11 protein-coding genes are annotated in these 14,527 nt (G+C 63.9%); 4 read left to right on the forward strand and 7 right to left on the reverse strand.

The window, feature by feature from the left end; translation table 11 throughout:
• Window positions 1-122: 122 nt before the first annotated feature.
• Window positions 123-1,613: an amino acid permease gene (locus MQW79_RS15495; RefSeq protein WP_476585368.1), complete on the reverse strand. Its 1,491-nt coding sequence runs from the start codon at window positions 1,611-1,613 to the stop codon at window positions 123-125.
• A 135-nt stretch (window positions 1,614-1,748) separates the two neighbouring features.
• Here MQW79_RS15495 and MQW79_RS15500 point away from each other — a divergent pair, with 135 nt between their 5' ends.
• On the forward strand, window positions 1,749-2,579 hold the full coding sequence (locus tag MQW79_RS15500; RefSeq protein ID WP_476585369.1) for a sugar phosphate isomerase/epimerase family protein: 831 nt from the start codon (window positions 1,749-1,751) through the stop codon (window positions 2,577-2,579).
• 66 nt (window positions 2,580-2,645) lie between these two features.
• Window positions 2,646-4,385: a diguanylate cyclase domain-containing protein gene (locus MQW79_RS15505; RefSeq protein WP_476585370.1), complete on the forward strand. Its 1,740-nt coding sequence runs from the start codon at window positions 2,646-2,648 to the stop codon at window positions 4,383-4,385.
• Here MQW79_RS15505 and MQW79_RS15510 read toward each other — a convergent pair.
• The 6 genes from MQW79_RS15510 to MQW79_RS15535 all read right to left on the reverse strand — a co-directional run bounded on the left by MQW79_RS15510 (window position 4,376) and on the right by MQW79_RS15535 (window position 10,024).
• Window positions 4,376-5,134, reverse strand: coding sequence for an iron ABC transporter ATP-binding protein (locus MQW79_RS15510; protein WP_476585371.1), 759 nt, complete (start codon window positions 5,132-5,134; stop codon window positions 4,376-4,378). The genes MQW79_RS15505 and MQW79_RS15510 overlap by 10 nt on opposite strands.
• On the reverse strand, window positions 5,131-6,117 hold the full coding sequence (locus tag MQW79_RS15515; RefSeq protein WP_476585372.1) for an iron chelate uptake ABC transporter family permease subunit: 987 nt from the start codon (window positions 6,115-6,117) through the stop codon (window positions 5,131-5,133). Before MQW79_RS15515 ends, MQW79_RS15510 begins: the two co-directional genes overlap by 4 nt.
• Entirely contained in the window at window positions 6,114-7,076 is a 963-nt protein-coding gene (locus tag MQW79_RS15520) for an ABC transporter permease (RefSeq protein WP_476585373.1), read from the reverse strand. Before MQW79_RS15520 ends, MQW79_RS15515 begins: the two co-directional genes overlap by 4 nt.
• Before the next feature lie 161 nt (window positions 7,077-7,237).
• Window positions 7,238-8,161, reverse strand: coding sequence for a siderophore ABC transporter substrate-binding protein (locus MQW79_RS15525; protein WP_476585374.1), 924 nt, complete (start codon window positions 8,159-8,161; stop codon window positions 7,238-7,240).
• A 121-nt stretch (window positions 8,162-8,282) separates the two neighbouring features.
• Window positions 8,283-9,194, reverse strand: a complete 912-nt coding sequence (locus MQW79_RS15530) for a LysR family transcriptional regulator (protein ID WP_476585375.1) — start codon at window positions 9,192-9,194, stop codon at window positions 8,283-8,285.
• 83 nt (window positions 9,195-9,277) lie between these two features.
• Window positions 9,278-10,024: a sulfite exporter TauE/SafE family protein gene (locus tag MQW79_RS15535; RefSeq protein WP_476585376.1), complete on the reverse strand. Its 747-nt coding sequence runs from the start codon at window positions 10,022-10,024 to the stop codon at window positions 9,278-9,280.
• 637 nt (window positions 10,025-10,661) lie between these two features.
• On the opposite strand from MQW79_RS15535, the gene MQW79_RS15540 reads away from it, so the two are divergent.
• Entirely contained in the window at window positions 10,662-12,428 is a 1,767-nt protein-coding gene (locus MQW79_RS15540) for an ABC transporter ATP-binding protein (RefSeq protein ID WP_476588249.1), read from the forward strand.
• Window positions 12,425-14,323 carry an ABC transporter ATP-binding protein gene (locus MQW79_RS15545; RefSeq protein ID WP_476585377.1) on the forward strand — a complete coding sequence of 633 codons (1,899 nt, stop codon included), beginning with the start codon at window positions 12,425-12,427 and terminating at the stop codon, window positions 14,321-14,323. Before MQW79_RS15540 ends, MQW79_RS15545 begins: the two co-directional genes overlap by 4 nt.
• Window positions 14,324-14,527 lie beyond the last annotated feature (204 nt).

Below are 14,527 nucleotides of genomic sequence, written 5' to 3' on the forward strand. Positions count from 1 at the left end.
CTTAGGTCCACACGCTGGCTAACCCGACTATCGTCACCACCCGGCTTGACCGGGTGGTCCATGCTGCGGTGTCGTAAAACCTTGATTGCCCGGTCAGGCCGGGCAATGACCACCTCGTTTGCTCACCGCGTCCTCCGCCCATGCTCGAGCGCGAACTCTTCCTCGGGGGAGAGGATCAGTCGGTGCCGCCCGAACAGGGCAAAATAGGCGATGCAGACGGAAAACCAGATGCCGACGCCGAAAATACCGGCACGATAGGTCGCGTCGCCGGTCACCTGAAACCACAGGGTCACCGCTGCGATGGCGATCGTCGCCACTGCGCCCGGAATGCCCAGCGGATTGCGGAAGGGCCTTGGGATATGGGGCAGGTTGCGGCGCAGGAGAATAAAACTCAGCGCCTGCATGATGTAGCTCAGCATGGCGCCGAACACGGCCATGTTGAGCAGGGTGAAGCCGATGATGGAGCCGCGGTCGTCTTCCCCGGCAAGAAACCAGATGGCGGTGAGCACAGAGAGGCCGACAATGGCGCCGAACACCATGGCCAGGTGCGGCGTGCGCCGCCGGTCATGCGTCAGCGACAGAAAGGTCGGAAAATAGCCGGCCCGGCTCAGCGAATAAATCTGCCGCCCCTGCGCAAAGACCACGGTATGGAACGAGGCCACGAGCCCGAGCACTGCCACCAGCGACAGCACCTTGGCCAGCCCGTCGCCAAAGATGGCGCGGAAGCCGTCGAGCAGCGGCTCGCCCGATCCGCCCAGGGCGAAGGCGCCGACACCCACAACCGATGGATTGAGCGTCAGCACGGCCAGCGCCGAAACCGAGAGGGTGAGGAAGCCAAGCAGAATGCCGCGCGGCATGTCGCGCTTAGGGTCCATGCTTTCCTCGGCGGCCAGCGGCAATTGCTCGATGGCCAGGAACAGCCAGACGGCAAAGGGCAGGGCCATGAAAATGCCCATGATCCCGTTGGGCAGCAGCGGCCCGTTCCCGTCCGGCAGTTCGATGCCTTCAGGCCCGACATTGAGGGCGAAGCGCGCAAAATCGAGACGCGGCAGGGCCGAGATCCAGAAGGTGAGCAGGCAGGCGAGGGCGAGCAGGGTGACCACCACGGTGACGCGAAAGCTCAGCGCCACGCCCCACATGTTGAGACCGACAAAAACCAGATAGCAGCCGACCCACCAGGCCGGTTGCCAGGCCTCTGGCGTCTCGAAAATGCCGGTCATGTAGGAGCCGATGAAAAAGGCGATGACGGCGGGCGCCAGCACATATTCCACATTCTCGGTGAGGCCGGTGATGAAGCCGCCCCATGGGCCCATGGCCGTGCGGGCAAAGGAATAGGCACCCCCGGTATGGGGCAGAGCCGGGCTCATTTCGGCAATGGCGAAGGTGAGACCCAGATACATGACGCCGATGATGAGCGTGGCGGCCAGCATGCCGCCCCAGCCGCCTTGCAAGAGGCCGCCATTCCAGCCGGAAAAATGCCCGGAGATGACGGCGCCGACGCCCAGCGCCCAGAGGTGCCAGACATTGGCGTGGCGAACCAGGCCCCGCCGGTCGAAATAGGCCTTTTCGCGGCTGGCATAGGCAACCCCGCCTTGGCCCCTGGCATTGTTCATGACCTGTCTCCCCGCTCGCGCCCCTGCGCAGAGGTGGCGCCAGCGAGCCGCACAAGTCAACGATTCCTTGCCGCGAGCGGTGCCTTGCCATGCCCGCTATGTCGTGGAACTCTCTCGAAAAAAGAGGAGACACAAATGGCCGACTCCAACGAGCGCATCGCCGTATCCACCTGGTCGCTGCACCGGTTCCTGGGAACGATCTATCCCCACGACCTGAGCACCGATGCCATCGGGAATGGTGATGACCGCTATGGTGAAGGCGAGGAATCCCTGCTCGGCCTGCCTTCGGTGCTCAACAACCACGGATACAACCGGCTCGAGATCGTCTCCTTTCACCTGCGCAGCCGCGATCCCGTCTATCTCGGTGAGTTGCGCGACCAGCTCAAAGTGACCGGTGTGACCCTGCAGACCCTGCTCATCGATGCCGGCGACATGACGGACCCGGTCAATGGCCAGAGCGACACGCGCTGGATTGCCGGCTGGGTCGATGTCGCCAATGCATTGGGGGCCGAGAATGCCCGGATCATTGCCGGCAAGCAGCAATACTCTGCCGAAACTATGGCTCGGTCGGTCGCTGGCTTTAGGGAATTGCTGGCGCTCAATGCCGGCTCACCGCTCAAGCTCGTCACCGAAAACTGGTTCGACCTGCTCGCGACGCCCGACGCCGTGCACGAATTGCTCGACCGGCTGGAGGGGCAGGTGGGCCTATTGGCCGACATGGGCAACTGGGCCGGCCCCGACAAGTATGAAGGCCTGAGGTCGATCTTTCCGCGCGCCTCGCTCTGCCACGCCAAGGCGAGCTTTGCCGATGGCGTGATGGACGAGGCCGATTACGGCCTCTGCGTTGCGGCCGCCCAGGAGGCGGGCTATGCCGGCCCCTATACGCTGATCTTCGACGCCGATCATCCCAGCGAGTGGGTTGGCCTCGGGGTCGAGCGCGATTTCATCCTCGAACGCCTGCCCTAGCGACAATCCGCCGTGAAAATGTGATCGGCGCGAAGCCAGTTATTAAGCCTCACCGGCGATGATGACATGATGGTAAAGCCCCGATCACAGGCCGCGACGCAGTCCGGCGCCGATGCATGGCATACGGCGCGGACTTTTGCGCGCCTGCTCGATGCGGCCCCGCTCGGCATGCTGGTGACCACGGTGGATGGCGTCGTGGTCTATGCCAACCCTGCCTTTGCCGACCTTCTGGGCCACCTGCCCGAGCCCGGCGGCCAGCTCAACTTTGCCGACCTGGTGGCCACAGAGGCGCATGTCACGGCGCGACTGCACTTTGATCGCCTGCTGCGCGGCGAGCTATCGGTCAGCCGCGGCGAACACCAGTTGCGCCATGCCGACGGACATGCCGTCTGGGTCATGGTCGGCGCTACCATCCTCCCGGCCGAGGACGACACGCCGGCGCTGGTGCTGGTGCAGATGAACAGTATCGAATTGCAGAAACGCGCCGAGGAGGCATTGGCCGCCTCCGAGAGCCGGTGGAATTTCGCGCTCGAAAGCGCGCGCCAGGGTGTGTGGGACCACGACATCCGCAGCGACACCATGTTCTATTCGCGCATGTGGCGCGTCATGCGTGGCATCCCGCCCGATGAAGACGTCGATGGCGACCAGCGCAAATGGATTGAGCGCATCCATCCCGATGACCGTCCCCATATCCTGGCCAATGTCGACAAGCAGGATCTCGGGGATACCGATTTCGATGCCCTCGAATACCGGGAGCGCAAGCGGGACGGCAGCTATGTCTGGATCCTGAGCCGCGGCCGCCCGGTGGAATGGGACGAGGACGGCAATCCCGTCCGCACCATCGGCACCGATACCGACATCACGCGGCTGAAGGTGATGGAGCAGGAACTGGCGGCCGAAAAGGAACGGCTGCGCGTGACCCTCGAGGCCATGGCCGATGGGATGATTTCAACCGATCTCGACGGTCGCGTCGTCTTCATGAACCCGGCTGCCGAGAAACTCACCGGCTTGCGTGCCACTGCGGCCGTGGGACGCCCCGCCGCCGACGTGTTCCGCCTGCGCAGCGAACGCACCGAGCGCGACCTGCCCTGTCCGGTGGCGGCGTGCCTGGCAAGCGCAACCCAGATCCGCGCCGACGATGACAGCCTGCTCTGTGCCCATGATGGTCCCCGCCGCGATATCCGGTGCACCGCATCGCCCGTCTTCGGTGAGGGCGGCGCACTGACCGGCGCCGTGCTGGTATTCCAGGATGTGACCCAGAGCCGGGCGCTGCAGCGACAGCTGGCCCATTCGGCGGCGCATGATGATCTGACCGGCCTGCCCAACCGGGCCGCCTTCGAGCGGGCCCTGTCCGATACGATCCTGGCCGCGCGCAACAGCCAGCGTGAGCATTGCCTGGTCTATCTCGATCTCGACCGTTTCAAGCCGGTCAATGACACCGCCGGGCATGCGGCCGGCGATGCCCTGCTGCGCCAGATCGCCCAGACGATAAAGAGCGTCTGCCGCAGCCACGACATGGCCGCCCGCATCGGCGGGGATGAATTTGCGGTGATCCTGGAAGACTGTTCCACCGCCCATGGCAAGCAGGTGGCCGAAAAGATCGTGCGCGCCATCGGAGCGCTGGTCTTCTCCTGGGCCGGCCGGGATTATTCTGTGGGCGCCAGTGCCGGCGTCACCGCCATTACCCGGGTGCCGGCCTCCCCGCTCGGCTTCATGGGTGAAGCCGACGCGGCCTGCTATGCCGCCAAGGCGCAGGGCCGGAACCGGGTCGTCGCCTTTGCCGACATGGGCGCCGCTCAGCCGTAGTAGACGCTGATCAGCTGCCCGCCGATCTCGTGCACCTTGATGTCCATTTCATAGATGCCCGACAGCACGTCCGGACGGATCATTTCCGACGGCGTGCCCTGGGCGGCCACCGCGCCCAGTTTCATGGCCACGATATGGTCCGAATACCAGGAGGCGAAATTGATGTCGTGCAGCACCAGCACGATCGTCTTGCCCAGATCGTTTGCCGCCTGCCGCATGAGCTTCATCATGCCCATGGCATGCTTCATGTCGAGATTGTTGAGCGGCTCGTCGAGCAGCACATAGTCGGTGTCCTGGGCCAGCACCATGGCAACGAAGGCGCGCTGGCGCTGGCCGCCGGAAAGCTCATCAAGGAAGCGGCTGCTCAGGGCGTCGAGGTCGAGATAGGTGATGGCGCGGTCAATGTGGCCCTTGTCCTCAGGCGTCAGGCGCCCCTTGGAATAGGGGTAGCGGCCAAAGGACACCAGGTCGCGCACCGTGAGGCGCGCCGTCATGTGATTGTCCTGCCGCAGGATCGACATGCGCCGGGCCAGCTCGTCGCTGGGCGCGGTGGTGACATCGAGCCCACCCACGGTGACCGTGCCCTTGTCCATGGCCATCAGGCGGCTGACCATGGAGAGCAGGGTCGACTTGCCGGCGCCATTGGGGCCGATGATCGAGGTGATCCCGCCCTGCGCAAGGCTGAGCGATACGCCGTTGACGACGCAGGAGGGGCCGTAATTCTTGGTGACATTGCTGGTGACGATCATCGCGCCGACCTCCGCAGGACGAGGGCGATAAAGACAATGCCGCCCAGGAATTCGATGATGATGGAGAGGGCCGTGTCGAAGGCGAAGACGCGTTCGAGCAGGGTCTGCCCACCGACCAGCGCGACAATGCCGAGCAGGATCGCTGCCGGCAGCACGAAGCGATGCTTGGAATTGCCGACCAGCGAATGGGCGAGGGTGGCAACGAGCAGGCCGAAGAAGGTGACCGGCCCCACCAGCGCCGTCGACACCGAGACCAGCACGGCGACGAGGCTGAGGATGATGACCACGGTGCGCCTGTAGTCGACACCCAGATTGATCGCCTGTGCGCGCCCCAGCGAAAGCACGTCATAGGTGTGCATGAGTTTCAGGCCGACAATGCTGGCGGCCACGACGATGAAGCAGGAAATGCCCAGGAGCGTCGGGTCGGTGGTGGAGAAGCTGGCGAACATGGTGTCCTGCAGCACGTTGAAGGCGCCCGGATCGAGCATGCGCTGCATGAAACTGCTCAGCGAGCGGAACAGCACGCCGAAGATGATGCCGACCAGGACCAGCAGATGCAGGCTCCGCTCTTCGCCCAGGAACAGCCAGCGGAACAGAAGGCCCGAAAAGGCGACCATGACCAGCACTTCGACCACGAACTGGATCTGGCTGTCGATGGCAACGAGCGCGCCGGCGCCGAGAAAGAAGACGATGGAGGTCTTGATCAGCACATAGAGGGCGTCAAAGCCCATGATCGAGGGCGTCAGGATGCGGTTGTTGGTGACGGTCTGGAACAGCACGGTCGAGACCGCCACCGCATAGGCCACGAGGATCAGCCCGAGCAGCTTCTTGCCGCGGAACGAGAGCACGAAACTCCAGCTGCCCTTGGCGCCGAGCGTCATGAACAGGGCAATGGAGACCAGCGCCAGCAGCGTCAGCCCGATCAGAACGAGCGCCGGGCGGCCGAGCGCAAGGCGGGTGGGGGCGATTGCCTGGTCGGTCATGTCGCGCCTCGCGGCGTGCGGAGCAAAAGGTAAAGGAACATGGCGCTGCCGACGACGCCCATGACCACGGCAATCGGAATTTCATAGGGGAAGCGGATGAGGCGCCCGGCTATGTCGCAGGCCAGCACCATGCCGGCGCCGCCAATGGCGACCCAGGGCACGGTACGGCGCATATTGTCGCCGATCATGAGGCTCACGAGATTGGGCACGATCAGGCCAAGGAAGGGGATCGACCCCACCGAGACCAGCACCACGGCGCTGACCAGCGAGACGATGACCAGACCCAGCGTCATGACGCGATTGTAGTTGAGCCCGAGATTGGTGGTAAAATCCTTGCCCATGCCGGCAACGGTGAACCGGTCGGCGGCCACCATGGCCATGACGCAGCAGACAAGGCCGATCCAGAGCAATTCATAGCGGCCCCGCAGCACACCCGAAAAGTCGCCCATGTTCCAGGCGAGCATCGAGGCCATGAGATTGGCGCGGTAGGCGATGAAGGCGGTGAGCGCCCCGATAATGCCGCCCAGCATGATGCCGACCAGCGGCACCAGCAGCACATCGCGCAGCGGCACCGCGCGCAGGATACGCAGGAACAGGGCCGTGCCGGCAAGTGCGAACAGCGCCGATACGCCCATCTTGGCCATCAATGGCCAGCCGGGCGCGAAGAGGGTGACGACGAGAAAGCCGAGTGCGGCAGATTCGGTCGTGCCCGTGGTCGAGGGTTCAACGAAACGGTTGCGCACCACCATCTGCATGACGAGACCGGCAATGGCCATCGCGGCGCCGGCAAGGACGAGGGCCATGGTGCGGGGAATGCGGCTGATCAGCAGCACTTCCATGGCGCGCGAATTGACGCCGCCCGAGAGCAGGCTCGGGATCGAGACATCGCTGACGCCGACAAAGACGCTGATGACAGCGAGGACCAGCGTGGCGAGGAGGGCAAGGAGCAGAGTGCGCAAGGTGGGGGCCTATGGCAGATGCCGGTGGCGACCCAACCCCACCCCTGGTCCCCCCACAAGGGGGAGGGAGACGAAAGAACCGAGACGCCTCGGCCTGCGCCTCCCTCCCCTTGATGGGGAGGGATTGAGGGTGGGGTGACCGGTAGCCACCGGATTGAGTTTTAGCCGTTCAAACCGGCCAAGACCTGGTCGAGCAGCAGCATCACGCCCTGGTAGCCGTGCATCGAGATGTAGGACGCCTGGGGGTCGAGATAGACGATCTGACCTTCCTTGGCGGCAGTGGTCTGGTTGAACAGTTCGTTGTCGAGCAGGGCTGCGGCAGCGCCGGCGTTTTCGCCGGTGCCGGCATCACGGTCGACGACGAACACCCAGTCCGGGTTCACTTCGAGCAGGAATTCGAACGACACAGAGTCGCCGCCATGGTCGCCGTCGGCAACGTTAGCGAGGGCCGAGGGCATGCCGACATTGTTGTAGACCCAGGAGACGCGGGAATCGGGGCCATAGACGCCGAGCTTGCCGGCATTGGTGACGAGGACGAGAGCCGTGCCCTTGCCTTCGGCAGCAGCGGTCACTTCAGCGACCTTGGCGTCGAGTGCGGCGTTGAGTTCAGCGGCCTTGTCCTCGAGGTCGAAGATTTCGCCCAACTTGGTGATGTTGGCCTTCACGCCGGTGACGATGTCGGCATTGTCGACCGAAAGGTCGATTGTGGGCAGGATGTCCTTGGCGGTCTCGAAGGCCGCAGCCGAACGGGCGGCGACGAAATAGGCGTCTGCTTCGGCAGCGGCAATGCCCTCGAAATCGGGCTCGAAGAGCGAGCCGATCTGCAGTGCATCGGCCGGGATCTTGCCGTTCAGATAGGTCGGGGCATTGGACGAGGGCACGCCGGCAACGGTGACGCCCAGGGCGTTGAGGTCATCGAACACCGCCCAGTCCTGCGTCAGAACCTTGGCCGGCACGCCCGGCAGGGTCACCTCGCCCTGCGGGGTCGCAACAACCTTCTCCTGCGCGAAGACGGCGGGAGCAAGGGCAAGGGAGCCGGCAAACAGGGCGGCCACAAGGGCAGTGGTGCGCAAAAGCGAGGTCATCGATCGAGTCCAGTCAAGGGTTGGCGGTGGTCGCGCCAAACATGATGGCGCTTGTCCGGTTTCCTAGACTCGGGTCGACGAGGCTGTCAAAGGAAAAGTTGACGGAATTTATCCGATTTAACTACGCGGTCGGCAGATAAGTCTCGCTGGCCAGGGCCACGAAGCTTTTCATGGCTGCCGAGAGCGGGCTCGACTTGCGTCGCGCCACCAGCAATTGCCGCATTGCCCAGGGTTCGGCCAGGGGCGCGCAGACCAGGTCCGTCCCGGCCAGCAGGTGGAGGCTTGTCGAGCGCAGGAAGCCGATGCCGAACCCGGCTTCCACCATGCGCACCAGCGCGGGGAAGCTTTCCACCCGCAACGCCTCGGTCAGTTTCCGCCCCTCTTTCCCAGCCGCCTCGGTGAGCAGGCGGTCGAGCGATCCGGCATGGTGGATGCCGACGATGGCATAGGGCATGACGGTCGCGAAGGGCACCGATTTGCGCGGTTCGATCTGCGCGGCCAGTTCATGCTCGGGCGGCACCAGCACCCAGACCCGTTCGTCCTCGAAGGGGCGGATGTCGAAGCGCGAAAAGTCGTAATTGTCCGAAACGATGGCAATGTCGGCCTGGCCCTCATCCAGCGCCAGCAGCGCCTTGGCGGCCCCCATTTCCGAAATGGCAATCTCGATGCCGGGATATTTGGCGGCGAATTTCGCCAGCAGTTCCGGCAGGCGTCCGGTGAGCGCCGAGCTGGTGCAGGCGAGGCGGAGGCTGCCGCGCTGGCCGGAGCCGAAATCGTCCATGATGGCATCGAGATCGGCAATCGAGCGCAGGACGGTGCGACAGCCCTCCGCATAGGCTTCGCCGGCCTTGGTCAGTTTCACGCCATGGGCGGAGCGGTCGAACAGCACGACGCCCAGCCGCCCTTCGAGATCGGAGACCCGGCGGCTGACCGCCGATGACGCTATGCCCTCGCGCTCCGCAGCGCGGCCGATCGAGCCGGTTTCAGCCAGAAGTAGAATGAGGCGTGCGGTTACGCTGTCGAAAGGTGCCATGTCGTCTCCCGCCGGCAACATAGAGCATTGCCCGGAAAAGTGGGAACCGGTTTTCCGATCAAGGCAATGCTTCAACAGGAGAATCAGAAGCCAGGGAGCAAGGACAGGCCACGGATGAAATAGAATAGTCCAATGCCGGTGACGACCCAGCGGGTCCAGCGCCGGAACCCCTCGTCGCTCATGCGCTGCAGGATGTGATAGCCCAGATTGGTTCCGGCAATGGCAAAGGGCGCGGCGACCAGCACCATGAGCCAGTCGCCCTGGCCCATGGCAGCCCCCAGCCCGCCATAGAACACCACCTTGGACGCATGCGAGATCACCTGCGTCGCCGCCTTGGTGGCGATGATCCGGCGCCGGTCCATGCTGGTGCGAATGAAAAAGATGTCGACCGTTGGCCCCGACACCCCGACGGCGAGGTTGAGCCCGCCCCCGGCAAAGCCGCAGATGAAAGCATGGAGCGGCTTTTGCGCATCGAGCGCCAGCCAGCCCCTGGGAATCCAGACCAGGATCGGCATCAGGCCAATGGCAAGGCAGACCGTGGCGAGGTCAGGCGTGTAGCGCAGAATATAGAGGACGAGCGCGGCTGCCGCGAGCCCGGTGCAGATGAACCCCAGAACGCGCCAGTCGATGTGCTCGCGGCTGAACCAGGCGCGCGAGCCATTGGCAACGATCTGGATGGCTCCCTGCACGGCAATGGCCGTGGCCACCGGCAGCATGGCGAGCAGGATGGCGAGCAAGACCAGCCCCCCGGCCATGCCGAAGACCCCCGACAGGGTCGAGGTGAGAAAGACCGATATGGCGATGACGGCAAAAGTCAGGGCGGGAAACATGCGGCAACTCCTGCCGCAGTGATGGACCTGCCAGTCGTGCTGCGCCACATCAGTTGCGGCATGGGGTCATGCTGGGTTGCTTAGCAGAACACCCCCACCCTTGATCCCTCCCCACAAGGGGGAGGGAGACGATGAACACCGGCACTTCACCCTGCGCCATATGGTGGGGTAGAACACTGCAACCATGCCCGGCGCCTCCCTCCCCTTGATGGGGAGGGACCGAGGGTGGGGTGACCCGGCACACTCCCCAGCCGAGGCTCCCCTCCATCGGCGGACGTTGCGAGTGGCCTCCGGGTCAAGTCCGAGGGTGGCACTGTGAATGGGAAGTGCTCTGCAACTCACCCAGATCGCCCTATCCGCGCGATTTGCCCGACGGGACGCCTCGCAGTGTCACAGAAACTTCGCAACGTTGCATTTTTTGCGCAATTTGCATCTTGAATGGAACGCGCGATGCGCCTTTTATAGGCAGGCGAGTAATTTGATTTGCCCGATTGCCGGTCGACGGTCCTCCCGCCTCCCCATTCGGGTCCCACCTAACTGACGTCTGGATACTTCCTTGATTACCCTCAAGGCTGGCCGCGATCGTGCACGCGGCGATGCTCGGGACCATGTTGCAGCAGCCCATGCCGGCAAAGGCATGGGTCCATTGATGCGCATCACCCTGTTTTCATTTCGACACCCGTTTCAGGCAAGCCTTGCCATCGGGGCGACCATCGTCGCTTCGGTGCTGCAATTGCTCATTCCCCGGCTCCTGGGGCAGGCCATCGACGACGCGCAAAATGTCATGACGGTCGCCGGTGAGGGCGCCCAGCAGGCTCTGGTCTGGACGGCGGTGACATTGCTGGCCGTGTCGGTGGCGCGCGGCATGTTCACGCTGGTGCAGAACTATTACTCGGAAAGCGTCGGCCACCACGTCGGCTACGAGCTGCGGCTGGCCTTTTACGACAAGGTGCAGCGCCTCTCCTATTCCTACCACGACCGCGTGCATTCGGGCGATCTCATCACTTTGGGCCTGCTCGATCTCGATGGCGTGCGCATGTTCTTCTCCACCGGCTTTGTCCGCACCATCCTGCTGACGGTGCTGATCGGGGTCGGCGCCTGGATGCTGATCTCGACCGACTGGCTGCTCGGCCTCATCGCCCTGAGCTTTGTGCCCTTCGTCGCCTGGCGCTCGTCGGTGGCGCAGCTGACCCTGCGCGCCACCTGGATGGTCCTGCAGGAAAAGCTCTCCGTGCTGACCCGCGTCATGGAAGAGAATCTCGGCGGCATCCGCGTCGTCCGCGCCTTTTCGGGACAGAAGCACGAGCTGGGCAAGTTCGATGCGGCCTCGCATGCGGCGCTGGAACTGGCGCATCAACGCGTGCTGGTGCGCGTCAAGAATACCTCGATGATGACGCTGTCATTCTTCACCGCCATGGGGCTGGTGCTCTGGATCGGCGGCAACAAGGTCATTGCGGGGGAGATGAGCGTCGGCACGCTGGCGAGCTTCCTGACCTTCATGACCATCCTGCAGATGCCGGTGCGCCAGCTTGGCCTCATGGTCAATTCCTTCGCCCGCGCCCAGACTTGCGGCGAGCGCTTCTATGCCTTCCTCGACGCGCCGGAAGAAATCGCCGACCGGGCGGGCGCCACCCCGCTCAGGCTGAGCAATGGCGTGCTGCGCTTCGAGGATGTCTACTTCACCTATCCCGGCGCGTCAGTGCCGGCGCTCAACGGCATCAGTTTCGAAGCGCGTCCGGGCCAGACCATCGGTATTGTCGGCGCCCCGGGCAGCGGCAAGTCGACCCTCGCCCACCTCATCCCGCGCTTCTATGATGTCTCTGCCGGCCGCATTACCCTCGACGGGCAGGATGTGCGCGACGTCACCTTGCAGAGCCTTCGCCGTTCGGTCGCCGTGGTGCAGCAGGATACGTTCCTCTTCACCACCACGATCGAGAACAACATTGCCTATGGCGATCCCTGGTCCAAGGAGACCAAGATCGAGAAGGCGGCCGAAAGCGCCCAGCTGCACAATTACATCATGGGCCTGCCGGCCGACTATGACACGGTCGTGGGCGAGCGCGGTGTGTCGCTCTCGGGCGGCCAGCGCCAGCGTCTCTCGATTGCGCGCTCCCTGGTGCTCAAGCCCGCCGTCATGGTGTTCGACGACTCCACCGCCGCCATCGATGCGGGCACCGAGCATCGCATCCGCTCGGCCATCCGCCGCTATGCCAGCGACCGGGTCACCATGATCATCGCCCACCGGCTGTCCTCGCTGATGCATGCCGATCTCATCCTCTTCCTCGAGGATGGCAAGATCATCGAACGCGGCAGCCATGCCGAACTTCTCGAACAGGGCGGGCGCTACCGGGCGCTTTATGATCTGCAGACGCGGCCCACCGACGACCTGGAGGCCGCAGAATGAGCGTGGTTGACGAAGACGAACGCGAAGTCGCCGCCTTTCCCGGCCAGCGCCCGCCGCGTGCCTCCGTGGGCAGCCACCGCATCGAGGAAGAGGTCTTCGGCAAGGCCTATGACCCCAAGACGGTGCGGCGCATCTGGGCTTTCGTGCGCCCCTATCGCTCCAGGATCTACCTTTCGGTGCTGGCCGTGCTGGTCTTTACCGGCACGCAGCTGGCCATTCCGCTGATCATCGGCAATGCCATCGACAATTCGCTGGTGGCCGGGGGCGATCCCAACCATCTGCTCTGGGCGGTGGCCGGGTTCGCGCTGGCGGTGCTGCTCAATTTCGGCGCTTCCTATGTGCAGGAAACCGAAGTGGGCCAGGTGGCCGAGAACGTGCTGTTCGACATGCGCCGCGCCATGTTTGCCCAGCTCCAGCGCGTCTCGCTGAGCTACATGGACAAGACCGAAGTCGGGCGCCTCATGAGCCGCCTCCAGGGCGACGTCAATTCCATGCAGGAATTCCTCGAGACATCGGTGGTCTCGGTGGGCGACATCGTGCTGCTCTTCGGCATCATCATCGTGCTGCTGAGCCTCGATCCATGGCTGGGCATGCTGACGCTCATCACCATGCCCACGCTGTTCATCATCCGCATCTTCTGGCTGCCACCGGCCAAGCGCGCCTTCTGGGCGGCACACGAAACCAATTCGCTGACCAATGGCGCCATGGCCGAAGGCATCAATGGCGTGCGCACGGTGCAGAACCTGGATCGCCAGAAGGTCAATTTCGACCTCTATGACGACAAGGCCTACCATAACCTGCGCACCCAGCTGACGGGGTCGAAATATGCCCAGGTCATGGTGCCCATCGTCGATAGCCTCACCGGCATTTCCATGGCCACGGTCGTGGTCGTTGGCGGAACCATGGTGCTCAATGGCTCCATGCAGGTGGGCGTCATCGTCGCCTTCCTCTTCTACATCCAGCGCTTCTTCGACCCGATCCGCTCGCTCACCATGCAATATTCGATCATGCAGCGGGCCATGACCTCGGGTCGCCGCATTACCGAAGTGCTCGATCTGCCCACCGTGATCGAGGACAAGCCCGGTGCCGTGACGCTGACCGGCGACATGGATGGCTCGGTGGAATTCCGCGACGTCGTCTTCGGCTACGATCCGGGCCGCCTCGTGCTCAAGAATGTGTCTTTCAAGGTCAATCCCGGCGAGACGGTCGCGCTGGTCGGCCCGACCGGCTCGGGCAAGACCTCGGCCATGGCGCTGGTGCACCGCTTCTATGAAGTGCAGGGCGGCGCCGTCGTGGTCGGCGGGCACGACGTCCGGGACGTGACCCAGGAGTCCCTTGGTGAACAGGTCGCCATGGTGCTGCAGGAGCCGTTCCTGTTCACCGGCACCATCTTCGAGAACATTCGCTACAACAAGACCTCGGCCACGCGCGAAGACGTCATCAATGCCGCCAAGGCGGTGGGTGCGCATGAATTCATTGCCCGGTTCGAAAAGGGCTATGACACCTTGCTCGAACAGCGCGGCTCGAACCTCTCGCTGGGCCAGCGGCAGCTCTTGAGCTTTGCCCGCGCGCTGGTGGCCGATGCCAAAATCCTCGTTCTCGACGAGGCGACGGCCAATATCGATAGCTATACCGAGCGGCAGATTCAGAAGGCGCTGGAAATCCTGCTCGAGGGCCGCACCGGCATGGTCATCGCCCATCGTCTCGCCACCATCCGCGGCGCCGACCGCATCATCGTGTTGCAGAATGGCGAGAAGATCGAAGAGGGCAATCACGACCAGCTCATGGAACTGGGCGGGCTCTATTCGCGCCTCTACAACATGAACTATGCCAGCTTTGACGACATTCCCGACGAGCTGGTCGCCGCAGCCAATGCCAGGGCGGCGAGTACGTAACCTCGCCCCTCGACCTTTCGTGCCGCCCACGCCCCAACCACTGTTCCGCCCTCGGGCTTGACCCGAGGGCCGGCCTCCCTGACCAATGGTGTTTAACCAAAACCGGGATGATCGATTGGCGGAGGGACCGAGCTTGGGGTGACTCGATGCGCGTCCCACTTTCACTCATCTCCCATTCATCGCCGCATGCTAGGAAAGCGCAAA

The organism is Devosia sp. Micro-HW1 (assembly GCF_056341075.1).